This window comes from Adhaeribacter pallidiroseus (assembly GCF_003340495.1).
GTDB classification, from domain to species: Bacteria; Bacteroidota; Bacteroidia; order Cytophagales; family Hymenobacteraceae; genus Adhaeribacter; species Adhaeribacter pallidiroseus.
In genome coordinates this window covers 3,911,191-3,929,475 of record NZ_QASA01000001.1, presented here as the reverse complement: position 1 = coordinate 3,929,475, position 18,285 = coordinate 3,911,191, and the positions used below count along the sequence as shown (strand labels likewise).

Here is an 18,285-nt window from a genome sequence, read left to right as displayed (position 1 = left end):
TCACTGTTAATGGTATTTATTGATTGGACTATTTCTTTTCCATATATTGGCATTCCCTTAATATTTCCCCATAATGAAAAGATTCTGCACCCTCTTATTCTTTGTTTTATTCTCCTTATCCGCATACGCGCAAGCCAAGAAAGATAACACGATCACTATTGCCACCAGCTTACCCGTTGCTGAGGCTTTCACCGCCTGGGGTAAACACCTGGCCGCTAACGGCTTCACAATTGATAAGTCTGATCCTACATTTTACACTATTAGCACCGGCCAAAAAGATACAAGTAGGTTAAACTGCACTTTTGTGGTCAATTCATCCGTATCAGATAGTGGGCAAGTCGTGGTAAGATTAAAATTAGGCATAAAAGCCAGTCCCTTAGCCGGTACAAAAGCTACCGATTTATCTGACTGGCAATATGGTGGAATGAAAGGTAGTCCGAATATGGTTGTTTACCAGGATATTCTAAAAGTAATTAATTCTTTCGGTCAGTACCCGGTTACTTATTCAGTAAAGTAGCCTGCATTAGTAAATCTAGTTGGTAAGTCAAGATTTTTTTGCGTGTCCTATTTATTAGACCAAGCCCAATAGTTTGCTGACATTGGTTGATTATTTAGTAAGCCATGCACTGGCTAGAGGTAAAGCACCGCCCGTATATAGGGTTGGATTATATATCATACTCTTACCTACCCCACGCGGTCTTTATTAAAAGCAGTTTGTTTTATAACGGCAACTAAATCGGTTCCTCTAATTTTAAATTCTTGTGTGCTACTTGTGGCACTTTGCGGCGCTTGGTAATTTGAGCCAGATGCCGGACTATTGTAGGCCGGCCGGCTACCTGTTGCAGAGCCACCACCACCTGAACTCCCACCGCCAGAAAAGTTAGGGCCTTTACCCAGTAAAGATTTCGCTGCACCAGCCAAAGCAATCAAGGCGGTTCCAGCTATGACAGCGGCCACAGGATTAATTCCTAATTGCTTTAAGCTTAAAGTAGCTAGCCCCAAACCGATTAAGGTTTTACCGAGAGTTGCCGCAAAGTCAAATACTATATTTAAAAATCCTTTAAAAAACGACTGTATACCTTGGAAATTTCCCGAAATAGCCTGCCCTAAAGTTTCTCCGATTAAAGCAAAGGTGTCACCCAATGCTTGTTGTACTAAGCCGGTAGTTTCCAAGACTACATCACCTACGCCGGTCATTTGAGCGGCTATATTGGCTTTAAATGCACCAAATTCAGCAGCAATATTTTGAGGTAAAGAGAGTTTTATAGGTACTTCATAACCTTTACCATTACCCACTTTATCGTTTAAAGCTTCAATATCATCTATCGCTTTATTAAACCCAGTAGTAGATAAATGATAATTCAAGTCTTTTATTCCCGGATCCTGCTTCTTAGGATCCTTACCTTTGGCAACTTTAGGAGTACGAATAAAAGTCTGCTGAGCAGCTTTGGTTACTTGTTCAAATGATTTTGCAACTGATTCATTAGATTTTACTAAGGTTTCATTTCCGTAGTAAGCCAGTTGCAAGCTTTTACCGAATTTCTCAACCGCGGCGGCGCCTCCTTCAAAAGTGTTAGCTAAAGTTTTGGTACCTAATGCCTTTGCAATGCTGCCTACAATGCGAATAGCACCTGAAGCGAAACCGGTTAATATTTTAGTAATTCCATTAAAAACAGATACAGTAATATTACCAATGCCATTAAATACCGCTTGCCAATCACCTCTAAATACTGCACCAAAAGTTTGCAAAACCCGGGTAAATACATTGAATGCAGAACTTAGTACGGTTCCTGCAAATTTTAACCCTTGACCTAAAGCTGAACCTAGAAAAGTTGTTACCCCCTCCCAAATAGGTTTTACACTATTAGCAAAGTCTTTAATGTAGTCAACTAAAGCATTTATACTACCCGAAATTGCATTACCTAATTCTGAAAAAACGGAGGCTAATCCACTATTTTTAAAGTAGGCTGTTACGGATTCCCAATTTGAAATGATTAAGTACGCTCCTGCGGCTATCGCTCCAACTGCTAACCCTATTGGCCCTGTTATTACTGCGAATCCGGCCGCTAATGTAGGCAATATACTTATTACCCCTCCGATTGCAAGAGCAATTGGGCCAATTGCCGCTGCCAAGCCAGCAAAAACGAGAATACCCTTTTGAACGCTAGGGCTTAGATTAGTGAAGGCATTGGTAATACTATCTAATGCCGCAGAAAAGCCCTGGGCAATTGCCTGCACATTTAAGTTTTTAACGATGGATTCACCAAAGGCGCTCAAGTTCTGCTTTATACCATCAAAAACATTGGTAAATGTATTATTGATGCCACCGGCTACGCGGGGCAATTTTTCTAAGCCGGTTAGGATTGTACTTAAAACTTCTTGCGAGGAAACGCCTAACTTTTGCAATTCCTCGGAACGGGCAGTACCAAAAGCTTCTTTTAATAACTTAGATACTTGCGGAACGGCTTCTTTGATAATATTTAAATCCTCGCCTAAAGGAAAATCAGTATTAGCTAATTGTTGTACCCCGTACAAGGCTTGCTTTAACTGTTCCGGGCCTTTACCAACTGATGCAATCGCATTACCAAACTGCTTAATAGACTTGGCACTGGTTTCGGCTGCTAATCCGGTGGCTTGTAAACTTATATCGGCTTCTACGGCTTGCTCTAAACCCAATCCGGGTAGCTTGGCTAATTCTTGGAGTTCTTTAAATCTTTTGCCTGCTTTTTCTGCTGAACCGGTTACCGCTTCTAAGCCTAATTTTAAGGCTTCGGTATCACCGGCTGATTTTACAGCACCGACACCGAACAAAGTTAAAGGAGCGGTTAAATATTTAGTAAAACCTTCACCAACCGAAGATATGCTACTTCCTAATGATTTAAAATTCTTTGTTACATTCGCAAAGCTGGTAGCGGCGTTATTAGCAGCGTTCGCGGCCTTGTCAAAGCCCCCAGTTAAAGCGCCCCCGATACTAGCACCGGCAGCAGAAGCTTCCCGGCCTACTTGCCCTAGTACGTCACCCACCCGGCCCATACCTGTTTCAAAGGCCCGGATTTCCGCACCTACTACAACGTTTAAACTAGCTAATGTTGCCATACGCTTTCTTCTATTTTATCCTACTTAAATTTACGTAAAATTTAGTTTAAAATACAGTAAATTAGATAGTTAAATTGTATTAATTGCCACTTTTTTCTTTGTTAGAAGGTCGATTTTAAAAAGTTTTTAAGAATAGAATTGGAGTAATGGCTATGGTTTTTGTATTAGTTTTTCCAGTTTAATGACTTATATTAAGATTTTAAAGACCAAATTATTTTAAATGGAAGAAACATATTTATCAGATAAGCCAATTAATGAAGAGAATGAAGATAAATTTCAAAGATATAGTTTCTCTAAAAGGATTGCCGAGACCATAATAGAAAGGAACAGTAGCGATAGTATTGTTATTGGACTTTATGGTGCTTGGGGGAAGGTAAAACATCCGTATTAAATTTCATAAAGCGCGAACTTGACTTCCAAAAGGGTACTATAATCCATTTTACTTTTAACCCTTGGCGCTTCACGGATGAAGCTGCACTCCTTACTTCCTTTTTTAATACCTTGGCAAAAGAATTAAAGGACTCTATACCTGAAAATACGACAGAGGAAACTTTAAGCAAATCTGAAAAACAAAAGGGTTTAACGAGCTGGTATAAGAGGGTAGCATATAAATTGGATAACCCAAAAGAGCCATTAAAAACTAGAAAAGAATCAATTGGAGATATAATTCAAAAATATGGAAAAATAGTTTCGGTTTTTGGGGCAGGCGAAGTGGCTGAAACTATAGGTAATGCACTTTCCAATGTTGATGTTGATGAATTAAAAATAAGAATTGAGAAACTACTCACCGATAATAGAAAAAGAATTATAATTTTTATAGATGACATTGATCGTCTCGAAAAAACAGAAATTCATGCTATTTTCCGGTTAGTCAAATTAACAGGAGATTTTGCATACACTACTTATGTCCTTTCTTTCGATGAGCACATGGTAGCCTCAGCAATAGGAGAGAGGTTTGGGGCCGGTGATCAAAAAGCTGGTTTAAATTTTCTAGAAAAAATTGTTCAAATTCCACTAAAGCTACCACTAGCTCAAAGTTCAGCACTTAAAGATTATTGTTTTCAGTTGGTAGAGCAATCAATCAATACTAGTAGGATTGAGATGACTGGTCAAGAATTAAAAGAATTTGCAAATAAATTTTCATCAAACTACTTGATAAGACTAAATACCCCTCGCTTAGCAGTTAGATATGGAAACACTTTATCATTTTCCTTACCTCTTTTAAAGGGAGAAGTTAATTATGTAGATTTACTTCTTGTCGAAGCGTTGCGAGTATTTTATCCTGAAATGTATGAATTTGCTAGAAATCAACCTGAGTATTTTATAGGTCATTATGAAGTTCGTTCAGGGAAACAGGGGCAAGAAGATGAAAAGACCAGCAAGTTTAAGTCCTTATTTGAATACTTTGCCAAGGGATATAGCCTAGACGAAGTAGCAAATGCTAAAGGAGCTTTAATAGATTTATTCCCCAATTTGAAAAATGTATGGGCGAAAGGATGGTTTTACGATTCGAGTAGAAATAATTCAGATTCTCGATATATCCAAAAAAGAATATCATCAAATCAATATTTTAATAGATATTTCACCTACACGGTTATAGAAGGTGATGTATCCGATGTAGAATTTGATTCTCTTTTGGAAAAAATTGGGCATGAGGAATATATCAAAATGGTGGAACCTACAATTAAACTCTTAAAATCTTCTTTGCCCAAAAACTTCCTACAAAAATTTAGATTTAAAGAGAAAAACTTTGACAATGTTACATCAGTAGCTCTTGTTAAAATATTTGGCCAGCTTGGCGATTATTTCCCACGTGATGATCGATCTATTTTTGGTTATTCTAGTCCATTCTCTCAGGCAGCAATTTTTATTTCTCAGTTAATAAAGAACCAGGTTGGTGAAGAATTAAGATTTGATCTTGTCAAATGGATTATACAAGAGTCAACTTCATTTAGATTTGCTTATGAGGTATTTGATTGCTGCAGGAACGATCAAGATGAAGCAGGAAGAATATTTGAACATGAGCAAAATAAAGAACTGGCTGGAAATCTAATTGATCGAGCTAAAAAGAATTCATCTCCTAAACCAATTTGGGAGACTTATACTTATGAATCTAAGTTTATGTTAGAGGTTTTAGCAATTGAATTTGATAAAACTGCATTATTTGAATATGTATCAGATCACTTGGAATTAAAGCCAGACACTGTAAGATACTTACTCAAGGTCTTTGTTCCATTTATTCACAGCTCAGCCCATCCTGAACCTTTTTATGGCGATTTCAATGAACAATCTTATGATTGGTTAATTAAAATTCTTGATCCAAGTGTTATTTATAAAACTATATGTAAGCTCCTAAGGGTCCCAACTTTAACTGTTGAGACCTATATAAGTCTTAACCATTTGCAGACAGATGAAAACCTAATTCATCAATTCGTATATTGGTATAAAAATAAAAGTGAGCTAACCTAATAATTGTAGTTAATGGTTAATTGCTTACAATCTGATTAGTGGCGTTATTTACTTGAACAACCAATTTCATTTTCCGCATTTTAGAAAGCAATTCTAAAGCCCGCTCGTAACGCCGGCTGGAATATGCTAACCGTTTTTCCCAATACAAACCAATGTCCTTACTATGAGGTTTAGTAAGATTATCCGCATGACCAAGGTCAGTGTGATGATGGTTAACCCAACAAAGGACGATCTGCTCAATTGCCAGCTTTTCCAATTTATTAGAAGTTGCATAACCTAGCTCCTCTCGAAGCTGAGCACATTTTACATAAAGCACCTCCTTCAGCGTATCGCTAAAATTTAGTTTTTCAATCCTCGCTCTCAACACCATAGGATACCAGCCCTCATGAAGTTGCATGCGCTTTCTAAAGTCCTGATTAGAATGAATAAGATCATGTAATTCTTCCCTGTATTCTTCATTGGGGTTTTCGTGATCATTACAAAGTTTTAGTAGTTGGTCGAATCGGGTTTTACTCTCCGTTGTTTTTGGCGTTTCCTTCTCCATTGTCCGTTAAGTTTATGGTAGCCGTTAGCTACAGCTACTTGATTCATTATTTCTTTTAAGGATTTCTCCAGCATGTATATTTCTCGATCTGCTTGCAGTTGCAGGTCTTTTTCCTTCCGCGTAGCTTCTTTTATCTCATTATTTTTCAGTTGGTCGTACTCTTGAAGGTCAACAAGGGCCCAAATCAAGGCGCCCCCACATACATATTCGGAAATAACTTTTCCGTTCTTTCTTACCTTTTTATACAGATACGGTTTCCCGTTTCGATACTCAACTCCCATTGTGCTACACTTTTTTCGATACCCCACTTTTTAAATAATATTTTCATTCTAATCTAAACCATTAGATTCCGGTTTATAAGTATTAGACTTAGTTAGGCTACCGCGCAAACTCGGGTCCTGGGGTATGTGGCGCACTAGATCACCTCCCTTTTCAATAATGAACCTAGGGTTCTTTGATGGTTCTCTTTGCTTTATTTGTTTTAGTATAGCTGGTTTTAAACGACCCATAATAAGAGTTATAATGAATTAATCATGTTTACAGTTTTAAGCTGCTTGTTTAATAGTTGATGGATATTCTTGTATGAATTGATACTCGTTGTAATCATAGCGAATAAGGTAATCTGCTAGGTCTAAACCTTGGCACCGTTCTTCCTCGGTGGCGGTAGTTTCCAGGAAATCGGATATCTTGAATTTAGCTAGGTGCGCAAATTCCAAGGCCTTATTATTCCACTTATCGTAAGCGTTCAGGTCCGGGTATAAGGCCACGTTGCGGCCGGCCAATACTTTGCATTTCTCAAGGGTGAAATTGCTTAAGCCTCCGGTAGCAAGCCAGATAAACTCTGGCAGGTAGGGGCTGGCAATGATGGCAGTCTTTTCAGATTCAACTAAGGCAACTGGTTTATGTGGATCTGTTTTTAGAAGGTGTTCCCCGAATAAACACTGTTGTAGTTTGTAATTTTCATCTTTTAAGGTAGAGTGTACCCAACTAATATGATTGAAAGGCGCCTTAATTCGTTTCCCTGTTTCCGGGTTATACAACATTACTTTGCCGCCTCTAATCTTGCCCTTAGTGTCAATTTGCCAGAATATTGTACTGTTGGGCCAGTGGTCAGAAGTACCAACAAAATATTTACTTACAAGAGTAGTTGTTAATTCCGAACCAAATAGATTTATCAAGAAAGAGCAAAAACTATTAGATTGATAGTTAGTCAGTGTTTGAATAAATACAGTTTTATCAGTGAATGAGGGCTTAATTAAATCTTGTCTCTTAGCGTTTCCTGTTTCCTTTCCCTTAGTGCGCGGAAACAGGAAACGCTTTAAATCGCCATTTTCCTCTAAAGCTTTAACAAATCCATCTTTATAAGGATTGAGGTGATAGGTGCAATTTATCTCCCTGTCACATCTTGAGTAGTGATCCGGTAAATACTGCGAAGTTTGTTTGTCTATATACCGAACAGCTCTTTTTTGACCGCAGCTAATACAAGTATGTTTCCTGCCTTTAGGATCTAGTATATATCTGTGTTGGTTCATAATTTTTGGCTTTTTTGCGTTTCCTGTTTCCAAACACTAAGGCGTAGGAAACAGGAAACGATTTGTTTATAGATCGTTTCCGTTATCGTTTCCTTTGTTTCCATTGGAAACAGGAGAGGAAACATCAGTATCCCAGCCATTTTTTTCGGCTTTATCAAACAGCTTTGAAACACTGCCTTTGCTACCATAACCTATCATTTGCGCTATTTTCTCATAGCTATGCCCATGTTCTTTCAGGGCTTTAGCTTGTTCGTATTTAGTGCGGCTATTATCTCCTTCTGGTTGTTTTACCAGTAACTCGAAAGGTGTCCGATCCCCGGTGTTGGAGAAAGTGAAGTTTTGCTCATCGAAGTCCAGGACAAAGCTTTCCTTCTTAAATCGAGCAGGGAGGTAGTTGCCCTTAACAATGCAAAGATGTCTTTGAGTAGGGTTCATTAAGTCGGCCCTGAGCTCTATAACAAGCCTCATTTTGGCCTCAAAGCCTTGGCCGCTTAATAGGTTGTTTTTACTAGGTTCAAAATTCTCAGTTCGTTTACCTGTATGATGGAGAAATAAAATAAAGCATTTATGTTTTTCAGAAAGCTTTTGATAAGGATTTAAGAATGTTCTAATTTTTTGGGTATCCTTTAAATCTCCGCCAAACACATCGGAGAAGCAATCTATTATAATTAAATCCGCAGGCTTAGCTGTTAAGCTAGAGTCAAGTTTCTCCAGTAAATCTTCATAATCGAATATGAACCTGAGCTTTTGAAGTACGGCCGGCAGATATTGGCTTGCTTGGCGCTGAAGAAGAAAAGAGGTGGCTTCACGACCATCTTCTGAAGAGACATAAATACAGCTTCTATGGACGGTGTTAAATAAGAACCCGAGAAATGATTCGACCCCTGCAACCAGGCAAATTGATAAATATCTAAGGAGCATGCTTTTACCTGTATCGGAAGCTCCGGCCAGTGCTGCTATCCCTGTTCTGGGTAAAAGATTTTGGATTAGATAATCCATTTCTTTTACTTCCTCACTTAATAACTGTTCTCCCGTAACTTCTTGGGAAGATTCATTACTTTCTTCAAAAATGCTATAATCAAAATCGGGATCGATGTTAATGTGGGAGCTTTCATTATGCATTTTGCCCTCCTTTCCCGGTGTTTTCGTTTTCGAAGTTTGCTATATGCTCTTTAAGTTCTTCCAGGGTAATCCCAAAACGGCCGGCAATGTTTTTTAATCCGGTATCGGAAAAGGTGAGGTAGGGAACTGCTTTTAGAAATGATTGCAACTTAACATTAGAAGATTCTACTTCTTTTTTGTCGAATAGAGGACGGCTCATATCTTTGTATTTTAAAGTGAATTAGCGATAGGACTATCTTGGCGGGTGGGCCTATCGCTTTTTTTGTGTTTTAGAAGCGACATACCGGTCAGCCTCTTGGCCGATTTCGGCAATAGTTTTCCTGCGACCGGATTTTATAAAATCCGTCAAATCCTTTTTTGAAAAATAAAGACGCTTAGATTTACCTGGTTTGCTAAATGGTATTTCTTGACGACTTACCATACCGTAAATAGTAGGTACTGCTAAGTTTAAAAAAGTAGCTGCTTGTTGGATCGTTAGATTTTCATCTAATGTTTCAAGTTCTTTTTGTGTATTGTTGTGGCTCTCTAATAAGGCCTTACGAACTGAGTTAGTAATGAGAGTTTCTAGCTCATTTAGTCTAATAGGTGTTAAGAGGATATCATTCATAGCTGACAACGATTAGTTAACAGCCACAAATAAAATATAAAAAAACCTGAAAAAACAAAATTTTGGGTACACAGATTACACTGGTGTATTCTGTGTAATTGGTAAATTTATTTAATAGTTGAAGCTAGTGGTATGAATTTTAACTCTATAGAGCTTGGTGCAACCTGTTTAATTCTGTCAATTCCTATTTGAACCCCAAATGTATTTTTAGCAATGATTTTAATTTCACTGGATGAAAGAGCCTTATTGTCCTTGTAATAGCCTTGTAGATGTAAATACTTTAAAACGCCTGCCAAAAAACCTCTAGACCCAACTATAGTTTTCCAAATGAAAGTGTTAGGTTGGCATAGCCCTTGTTCAACTAATAAATTTTTAATGTAATGGCATTTGGAAACATGCTCAAAAACATCAGAAAGTTCTAATGTTCCTAAGGAGCTAGATTCTGTAGTGTCATTAACACTTGTAACAAAAGCTCTTTTGCTAAACTTAAGTTGCTGATTAGTGTCTTGAACCTCTAAGCTTGATTCAATAATTAGTCTTTTTAATTCCTTTAATTTGTTTTTTCTTTTGATGTACTTTTCAAAATGTAGATATATATTCCTAAATTCATCTGTGCCATTTTTTATTTTCTCACATTCGTAAAAGAAAAAATTTAAATCTTCTATATTTAAATTAAAAGTATCTCCATTGTAAAAATCATGTATAGAGTACTCATATTCCCTTTCAAATAAATCTTGAATTTCATTGATCTGAGTACGGGTTTTATCAAATAACTCTTTGAGGATATTAAGTCTACTAGTTAAATCATAACTATTTTCTTCCAACAAATTTTTGAGCTCCTTATCAAAAATTTCAAGATCATTATTTGACCATTTATATTTTTCCTTATTGATGAAAGAATCTATATAATCACTACGAAGCCTAATCTCCTTGATACAATTTCGTACATACATGGGCACGATGATTTTATACCCATTAAAACCATTTTCAATCTCCTCAGCTTCAGCAAGGTTCCAAAATGTTCTACAAATTCTTAAATTGCTTAAAGTGTATATAAAGGAATCTGCATCTATATCACAATTATGTTCAATCAATATATCTTTTAATATATCAATAGGTTGAGGTTCATCATATTTCTTGTTTTTTCTATCGTATAAGAAAAATTTACGGTCTTCTTCACGCTGTATATTATACCGGTCAATTATTTGAAGTAGATTATCTCCTTGCTTAAACTGTTCATCTATACTTTCCATTAGGTTGTATGAATATTAAAGATCGAGTTTAATTCTATTAGCCGCTTCCCGCTTAGATTTATCTATAATCTTAGCATAGATCTGGGTGGTTTTTAGCTCCCGGTGGCCCAGCATCTTAGAAACCGTATAAATATCTGTACCCAAGGAAAGCTGCAAAGTCGCAAAAGTATGCCGAAAGCTATGGAAGGTGATATGTTTTGTAATGCCGGCCGCTTTAATCCATCTTTCTAAATGCATCCCCAAGCCACCATGATAATTTAAATTAAGAAATACCACTTCTTCTGGCTGCTCTCGTTCACCTAGTAGTTTGTAAGCCTGTTCGGAAATAGGCAAAGTTTCTACACCTTTCGTTTTCTTCTGCCTAAAACTTATATAATACCCTTCCGCCTGACTGTATTTTATCTCACTCCAAACTAATTTTTTTAAATCTGAAAATCGTAAGCCTGTAAGCGCTGAGAATAAACCGGCTTTTTTTAGAATTGGTAAAGTGCATGCAGTTTGACTTAATAGCTGCAGCTCCTCAATAGATAAGTACTCCCGTTGAGAATCAGCTCTAGGTATTGCCTTAATTTTACTATTAAGATCCTTCTTAATTAGTTCTAGTTTGTAGGATACTCTAAGAATTTTTTTAAATACATCAAAATAAATGCTGGCAGTATTTTGACTTAATGTTTTTTTATGGGTCTTATTGATATAAGCTGTAAGTAAGTACTCTTTATAGTTATTGCAGAAACCCTCATCAATTTGATCTAAGTTAATATTAGCTTCCGCAAACCCTATAAAGGTAGTGTAGCTATGATACCAATTAGTATGGTTCGATGTGCCGGGCCTTTGTTTATCCACCAAGGATTTATAAAACCCAAAAAAACTAACGGGGGCCTTCTTAGAAATTAAAAAACCATAATCACCGCTTTGTATTTCAAGCTGCCGCTTTGCCTTAATATTATCCGCAAGGAGTAAAGTTTCTTTATTGTGCTGTTTATCGGTTAAAGTTTTAGGCTTTTCAAAGATATACAGACCAAGAAAATCTCTACGGGTAGGCTTGCCAGTTTCCGGATGAATTATAGGTGGATAAATATCCAGGTAAAGCGTTTGCCGGCCGCTGCTAATTGGCTTTAATCGGAGCTTAACTTTAGTCATTTTGTATCTCTTAAGGTACAAGTAAGGTACAAAACTTTGCATAATATTCATATATCAAACCTAATTAAATAGTAAAATAATAGCCCTATTCTTATAGTATAAGCCATATTAGTTATGGTTGTTAATGAAATCTATTATGTTTGTTTATGGCCAGTATTTATAGATCTACAGAATCCGTGCGTTTCCGGTAACAATTGGGTAGCCAGCACTAACCCAGCTGGCGGTACTCCGGGAAAAGAAAATTCAGTTAAGGCCAGCAATCCAGATAATTTACCGCCTGTACTCCAACAGGTTTACATCAAAAATAACGCAACGCTTACCCTTACTTTCAACGAAAAGCTGGATAGCGCGCAGTCGGTGCTGCCCGCTTTTTACAAAATTTCTCCCGAAATAGCGGTAACGAAAGTTACGATCCTGAGCCCCGATTTCACCACCGTGGAACTCGCCCTCGCGGGTAACCTGCAGGCTGGGCAAACCTATCAGGTTACCGTTGCCAACATCCGCGATTGCAGCGGCAACATTTTGGCTACTCCGGTGCAGGCTACTTTTATTCTTCCCCAAACGGCGGTAGCCGGCGATGTGGTTATCAACGAAATCTTGTTTAATCCGCGCAGTGGAGGTGTGGATTTCGTAGAAATTGTTAATCGCTCCAATAAGTACATTTCCTTGCAAAACTGGCAAGTTGGCAATATAAAAGCTGATACTGCCTTAGATGCCCGAGTCTTAAGCCAGGTACCATTGATGGTGGCGCCGCAACAATATTTAGTACTTACTACCCGCCCCGATATTGTACAGCAGCATTACCCTAAAGCTAAACCCGAAACTTTTTTAAAATTAAGCAGCTTGCCTTCCTTTCCCGATGAGGCTGGCACTGTTGTAATAATAAATGCTGAAAAGCAGGAGATAGACCGGGTGAGTTACCACGAAGACCTGCATTTTAAATTAATTGATGATGTAAACGGCGTTTCGTTGGAACGAATTAGGTTAGATGGGCCGAGTGTAGCCAGTAATTTTCACTCGGCAGCTACCAATGTGGGTTACGCCACGCCGGGTTACCGCAACTCGCAGGTACAGGAAGCCAACGCCACTGCGCAAGTGTTCACCATTGAGCCTAAGGTATTTACCCCGGACGGTGACGGCGACCGCGATTTTACCACGATTAACTATGCAGCGGCTAAAAACGGAATGGTAGCCAACATAACGGTTTACGATACGGCCGGTCGCCTGATTAAACGATTGGTGAAAAACGAACTACTCGCCAATCAAGGATTTTTTCAGTGGGATGGTACTAATAGCCAGCAACAAAAAGCTCCTATTGGCTATTATGTGCTTTTTATTGAGTTATTTAACATGCAGGGTAACGTGCAAACTTTTAAAGAAACGGTGGTAGTAGGTGGAAAGCTTTAGGTTAAAAATGATGAAATTTTTAAATTTTAACTGTGCTTCGAGGCCCTTATGCCCATTTAATAATACTAATTGGTTCTGGGATCAGGCAATTTCCGTGTCTTCGTAAACTTCGGTCAGGGACAGTTCAAAATCTGGGTTCGAGAAAGTAAGTACCGCATTTATATTTTTTTCTTCGGTAAGCACCCAGGTGCTATTGGGGTTTTTGGTGAATTTTTCGACGTGGCAGGAGCGCGAATCGACCAGCACATAGTGCTGCAAACCAGGAATGCTGCGGTAAAGCATAAACTTGGTACCCCGGTCGTAACCAGCCGTAGAGGGCGACAATACTTCTACGATCAGAACCGGATTTAATAGGGTATCTTTTTTCTCGTCTAAGAATTGTTTTTCCCCGCAAACGGCTAGTACATCCGGGTAAGTATACAAGCCGTTTAACGGAATGTGCAAGCGCATGTTGCTGGGATAAACCCGGCAATTTCTACCTTTAAAACTAGTTCCCAGCGAGATTATTAAATTAGCAGTAATCAGGTTATGGTTGTTACCGGCTCCCGCTAAGGCAAAAACTTCGCCTTGATAATATTCGCTCTTAAAATCAGCCTCCCGCTCAGCAGCTAAATATTCTTCGGGAGATATAAAGTTTTTGGTTTGAACGGACATACATTTTTGGTTTAAACAAATATAGTGAAAACGGCAATTCGTCCTTCTCTCACTAATTTTAAAAACAATGCGGATTACAAATCCGAGTATTCCCTAAAACAGGATTACAAATTAAGGTTTAGTACGCTGCGTTCATCATTCAAAAGGAGCACGAGGATAGCACTTTCCCCATTAATTGGTTCAAATGCAACTTCCGGTTAAAGATATAAGAAAGTAGATTTTGCCTTGTCTTTAATTTATCATTTCTAATTTAGCTCCGTTTAAGTTTTATTAGTCGTGTTTTTTTAAATTTTCGTATTTAAGTTGGCTTACGGCTGCATACCGGCGGCCCAATAAAGAGACGCGTGTGTTTTGGCGTATTTAATTTTAAGCTCCCAAAGTTTGAGGCGATAATTCACCAGGTTCATCTCGCGGGTATTAATTAAAAATAAAGAACTTTCGCCATTCTCAAACCGGATTTGTTCGCCGTTGCGCAGGATTTCGGCTTGTTGCGCCAGTTGCTCCTGCGTTTTAATCTGCGATTCGAGTAAAGTAAGTTCGTTGTAAGTGGTTTGTAAACTGGTTTCCAGGTTGCGGGTAGTTTGCTGCAGGTCTAAGGCGTTATCCGTTGGTTTTAATTTAGATAATTTAAATTTCCCGCGTTCTGCCCGTAAGAGTAACGGGTATTGAAAGCTTACCCCTAGTTTATAATTATTCAGCAGGCTATTGCTCGAAAAAGACTCTACTGGAAAATCGAAATTTGACCGGAGAAAATTATAATCCAGCGTAAGCTTTGGTTTAAATTTATCGGCAGCTAATCGCTTTTCGATCTCTAGTTGCCGTAATTTAGCTTGCAATTTTAAAATTTCGGGATGCTGCTGGCGGGCAAACTGCACGAGCTGTTGTAACGAATCGGGTGTTACAGGTCGGTGTAAGGCATCCGGCAACAGCGGAGTAGCAGCGGTAACCAGTTCTACGGGGGGTTGGCCTTCTTGCCACAAGTAGTTCGATAAAATTAAACGGCCATTTTGGTAGTCGGTCCAGGCTTGTTGGTGCAGGAGTTTGCGGTTGTTTACTTCTATCCGGGCTTCTACGGTATCAATGGCAGCCAAGTCGCCCTGGGCGGCACGTTCGCGTACGCCCCGGTAGCGTACCACGGCTAAATCATACGCGTGGGTATACAACAACCATTTTTGATAAGCAAAGGCCCATTCCCAGTAATCTTTAGTTGCTTCGAGTAAAAGCTTGTTCAAAATTTTAATTTTGTCGGCTTCGGCAACTTGCGTAAAAGCCTGGGCCTGGCGAATAGTAGCGCGCCGCTGGTCCATGAGCCACCCTTGTCCTATTGGCAAAGAAATACCGGCATAAGTTTGGCCACCGGTATCAGTTTTATTTTCCGGGTTTAAGTAGGTGCCGGTGTTATGTTCGTAGCCTAGCTTTAAGTCGGTACCAAACCAGAGCGGAATTTTAACTAAACTATTCCACTTGGAATAATATTCCTGGCTTTTAAACGCCTTCTGGTCAAAATAACTGTTCAGGTACGGGTCAAAAGCACCGCGTGCCAGCCGCACTTCCTGTTGGGCTTGCTGGGGTAACAACTCGGCTTGCCGGACTACCGGATGATAGCGGTGAATATGTTCGTACAGTTCGGGTAAGGTAAATACCTGGATGGTATCGGCGGAAGAAAGCGTATTATAAAAAAATATGAAAAAGAAAGTCAATGCAATTTTGGCAAACCTGGCAAGTAACAAGTATGCTGTATACCAACTCCGAAGAATTGCTTGAAGCAGTGACGCATTTAACTGCTGTAGCTTACTACACTTCCGTTTCATCGGCATTATTATTTTTTATTTCAGATTTATTTTTGGTTTGTGTGCTGTTTCCTGTTTCCGGATAGTTGGCTGGGAAGCCATTGAGTTGGCGCCACAATTCGTACCAAAGGGGCACATCCTGGAGTAAGGCCCAGCCATAAACTCCCGAACCTAAGCGTAATGCCTCCGGCCAGGGCTGCGTTTTTTTATCCGGAACGACTAATATGCGGTATTTACCCTGTGAACCAACATTATCTATAACAGCAATGCGGCCCCCGAAAGTACCAAAACCTGTTCCGGGCCAACCCGAGAATACCAAAGCTGGCCATCCGTCGAATTGCAAGCGGACCTCCTGGCCCCGCCGCAAGAGCGGTAAATCCATGGGCTTCACATAGAGCTCTACGGCCAACTGATGCTGGCGTGGCGAAATAGTGGCTACGGCTTCTCCTTCTTTAATAGTTTCGCCAATACCGGCTTTTAATGCCTTAACTACATACCCATCTTGGGGTGCTCTTAAATGATAAAATCCTGACCGGATGCGCGTGCTACTAATTTCGTTTTGGAGTTTAGCTATTTCACCATCGTTCGTAAATAAGTAAGAGCGCGTAGAGCTTAAGTCGGATTGGGCTTTAGCTATTTTCTCGGCGTATTCGGCATTTAAGGATTGTATTTCCAGTCGGGCGTTGACTAATTCCTGCTGGGTGCTGGCATACTTATTTTCGTAGCTGAGCAATTTGGCTTGGGTTTCCTGAAATTTCAGTCGGCGGCTTTCTAGTTCCGTTAAAGATTTAAGGCCTTGGCGGTATAAGGCATCTTGTCGTTCCAGCTGTACTTGGGCAATTTTATAGTCCGTTTGGCTGGCTGCCAGGTCGGCGCTATCCGAGCGCAGTTTATAAGTGGTTTGCAGAATTTTGTTGTGGGCTTTGTTCAACGAAAATTGCCGGGCGGCTTCTAACGCCTTAATTTGTTTAGCCAGGGCTTTTACTTTTTCGTTAGTAGCCTGCTGGGTACCTTGTTTTGCATCCATTTGTTCTTGTAATCGGGTGAGCAAAGCTGGGTCAAAATACTTGTCTTTAACCTCCGAAATGCTTAAAATAGTATCACCTTTCGTTACCCATTGCCCTTCGGGCACGTGCCAGCGTTCCACTCGGCCCGAGATAACGCTGGGTAAAGTTTGCGGCCGATCCGCTGGGTTTAAAGCAGTAAGGGTACCATCGGAGCGGATGTTCTGGGTCCAGGGTAAAAACAAGGCTAACAGCAAGGCAGTAAATATGCCGGCGCACCAATACGCCAGATTGCGGCCTAGAGCCGGCGTTTGCAGCAAATCAGCGGTAGTATAATGCACTTGTTCCCCAACGGGTTTCTTAATAGCGTTCATTTATTAAAAAGATACTTTTACAATTTCCTGCAGATGTAAATTAGGCTGTAAATCGGCGTAAGTGCCTTCTGCCGCCAGGCGGCCATCGCTAAATAATAATATCTGTTCGCAACGCTGTAATACCGCTTCGGTATTGGAAATAAAGACCAAAGTGCAGGGCCGCGCCTGAATGAGCCGCTCGTAAATTTTATTTTTTTCTGCGGGTTCAATGGTTAATCGGCTATCTTCGATAAAGAGTAACCGGGGTTTCTGTAACAAGCAGCGGGCCAGCGTAATTTTAGCGTACAGGTTGCTGGAAAAGGTCCAAGGAGTGCCGGTAAGCCAGGTATGTAGTCCTTTGGGTAAGTTTTGGATAACCGAGGAGAGCCCAACAATTTCTAATATTTGCATTAGCTCCGATTGCGAACCGGCTGGCTGTCCGTACAGAATATTGTCCAGGATCGTACCCGGAATAATCTCGTCAGACTCCGCTAACCAGCCTATTTGTCTCCGGAAAGAAGCAGGGTCCAGGTCGCGGAGCGATAAGCCATTGTAGGTAATGCTGCCGCGGTAATTCGGAAACATACCCAGCAGTACCCGGACCATGGCTTTTTGGCTAGCGGCATCTAAGCCGGCAAAGCCTATGATTTTGCCGGCATCCAGCCGGAAGTTTAATCCCGTTAAGACCCACGGTGCGTCTTCGCCCGCCTGAAAATCTAAATGCTTTACTTGGAGCGTTAAGCCACCCTCGGAAATTTCGTCATCGAGTTGCAGCCCTTGGTTTTCTTCGAGGGGCAGTTCTGTTACGGTAGCTACTTTCTCTAAGCTGGTTAATACATCGTACACCACATCTAGTTTCAAGATTAGTTTTTCTACCGAACCCATGATTAAAATGATGATAATCTCGGAAGCTACAAACTGGCCCATGTTTATTTGCTGCTGCACCACTAAAATGCAACCCAGTATCAGCAAGGCCGCGGTAATTAATGTTTTAAAAATAATAAAGCCCCAGTATTGCGTAACGAGCACCCCAAAGTGCTGCCGCCGGGCGGTAATGTAATGGCTTACTAAATAATCGGTTTTTTGCAATCCCAGATTGGCTGTATTACCTAGTTTAAAAGAATGCAGCGAACGGGCCATGTGCTGCAGCCATCCTACCATCTGGTACTTGTATTTAGACTCGATTAAACTAGTATCTACCCCTTTGTGGCCCGTACTGCCAATAATAAAAGCCAGCATACCTATTAGTAAAAGACCGAAAAAGATAAACGAAGAATGATAAAACGATAATAGACTTCTTTCAAAAGTAATTAG

At 39.8% G+C, this 18,285-nt stretch carries 15 protein-coding genes and 1 pseudogene; 3 read left to right on the top strand and 13 right to left on the bottom strand.

What is annotated here, in order from left to right; translation table 11 throughout:
- Positions 1 to 73: 73 nt before the first annotated feature.
- Positions 74 to 517: a hypothetical protein gene (locus tag AHMF7616_RS15700; protein WP_115373751.1), complete on the top strand. Its 444-nt coding sequence runs from the start codon at positions 74 to 76 to the stop codon at positions 515 to 517.
- 167 nt (positions 518 to 684) lie between these two features.
- On the opposite strand, the gene AHMF7616_RS15695 is transcribed toward AHMF7616_RS15700, so the two are convergent.
- The gene (locus tag AHMF7616_RS15695) at positions 685 to 2,811 is read right to left on the bottom strand and encodes a tape measure protein (RefSeq protein ID WP_233507597.1); all 2,127 of its coding nucleotides are present in this window, start codon (positions 2,809 to 2,811) and stop codon (positions 685 to 687) included.
- Positions 2,812 to 3,316: 505 nt separating this feature from the next.
- On the opposite strand from AHMF7616_RS15695, the pseudogene AHMF7616_RS15690 reads away from it, so the two are divergent.
- Positions 3,317 to 5,565, top strand: a pseudogene (locus tag AHMF7616_RS15690) (KAP family P-loop NTPase fold protein).
- Positions 5,566 to 5,581: 16 nt separating this feature from the next.
- On the opposite strand, the gene AHMF7616_RS15685 reads toward AHMF7616_RS15690, so the two are convergent.
- The 8 genes from AHMF7616_RS15685 to AHMF7616_RS15650 all read right to left on the bottom strand — a co-directional run bounded on the left by AHMF7616_RS15685 (position 5,582) and on the right by AHMF7616_RS15650 (position 11,763).
- Entirely contained in the window at positions 5,582 to 6,109 is a 528-nt protein-coding gene (locus tag AHMF7616_RS15685) for a hypothetical protein (RefSeq protein ID WP_147275697.1), read from the bottom strand.
- Complete coding sequence (locus tag AHMF7616_RS15680; protein ID WP_115373748.1) at positions 6,052 to 6,390, bottom strand: hypothetical protein; 339 nt, start codon at positions 6,388 to 6,390, stop codon at positions 6,052 to 6,054. The genes AHMF7616_RS15685 and AHMF7616_RS15680 overlap by 58 nt, the downstream gene beginning before the upstream one ends.
- A gap of 264 nt (positions 6,391 to 6,654) precedes the next feature.
- Complete coding sequence (locus tag AHMF7616_RS15675; protein WP_147275696.1) at positions 6,655 to 7,641, bottom strand: DUF6371 domain-containing protein; 987 nt, start codon at positions 7,639 to 7,641, stop codon at positions 6,655 to 6,657.
- Positions 7,642 to 7,707: 66 nt separating this feature from the next.
- Positions 7,708 to 8,763 (bottom strand): AAA family ATPase, encoded by a 1,056-nt coding sequence (locus AHMF7616_RS15670; RefSeq protein WP_115373746.1) that lies wholly within the window; start codon positions 8,761 to 8,763, stop codon positions 7,708 to 7,710.
- A complete protein-coding gene (locus AHMF7616_RS15665; RefSeq protein WP_115373745.1) occupies positions 8,756 to 8,962 on the bottom strand; it encodes a hypothetical protein in 207 nt (68 codons plus the stop codon). The genes AHMF7616_RS15670 and AHMF7616_RS15665 overlap by 8 nt, the downstream gene beginning before the upstream one ends.
- Before the next feature lie 51 nt (positions 8,963 to 9,013).
- Complete coding sequence (locus AHMF7616_RS15660; RefSeq protein ID WP_115373744.1) at positions 9,014 to 9,370, bottom strand: helix-turn-helix domain-containing protein; 357 nt, start codon at positions 9,368 to 9,370, stop codon at positions 9,014 to 9,016.
- A gap of 107 nt (positions 9,371 to 9,477) precedes the next feature.
- Entirely contained in the window at positions 9,478 to 10,623 is a 1,146-nt protein-coding gene (locus AHMF7616_RS15655; protein ID WP_115373743.1) for a hypothetical protein, read from the bottom strand.
- A gap of 15 nt (positions 10,624 to 10,638) precedes the next feature.
- A complete protein-coding gene (locus AHMF7616_RS15650) occupies positions 10,639 to 11,763 on the bottom strand; it encodes a tyrosine-type recombinase/integrase (protein WP_115375641.1) in 1,125 nt (374 codons plus the stop codon).
- Positions 11,764 to 11,877: 114 nt separating this feature from the next.
- Between AHMF7616_RS15650 and AHMF7616_RS15645 the strand changes: the two genes are divergently transcribed.
- Positions 11,878 to 13,170: a lamin tail domain-containing protein gene (locus tag AHMF7616_RS15645; protein WP_115373742.1), complete on the top strand. Its 1,293-nt coding sequence runs from the start codon at positions 11,878 to 11,880 to the stop codon at positions 13,168 to 13,170.
- Between the two features lie 81 nt (positions 13,171 to 13,251).
- On the opposite strand, the gene AHMF7616_RS15640 is transcribed toward AHMF7616_RS15645, so the two are convergent.
- The 4 genes from AHMF7616_RS15640 to AHMF7616_RS15625 all read right to left on the bottom strand — a co-directional run bounded on the left by AHMF7616_RS15640 (position 13,252) and on the right by AHMF7616_RS15625 (position 18,210).
- Complete coding sequence (locus AHMF7616_RS15640) at positions 13,252 to 13,824, bottom strand: Uma2 family endonuclease (protein WP_115373741.1); 573 nt, start codon at positions 13,822 to 13,824, stop codon at positions 13,252 to 13,254.
- 308 nt (positions 13,825 to 14,132) lie between these two features.
- Positions 14,133 to 15,524, bottom strand: a complete 1,392-nt coding sequence (locus AHMF7616_RS15635) for a TolC family protein (protein ID WP_158546185.1) — start codon at positions 15,522 to 15,524, stop codon at positions 14,133 to 14,135.
- 94 nt (positions 15,525 to 15,618) lie between these two features.
- Complete coding sequence (locus tag AHMF7616_RS15630) at positions 15,619 to 16,992, bottom strand: HlyD family secretion protein (protein WP_115373739.1); 1,374 nt, start codon at positions 16,990 to 16,992, stop codon at positions 15,619 to 15,621.
- Positions 16,993 to 16,995: 3 nt separating this feature from the next.
- Entirely contained in the window at positions 16,996 to 18,210 is a 1,215-nt protein-coding gene (locus tag AHMF7616_RS15625; protein WP_115373738.1) for an ATP-binding cassette domain-containing protein, read from the bottom strand.
- Positions 18,211 to 18,285: the final 75 nt, after the last annotated feature.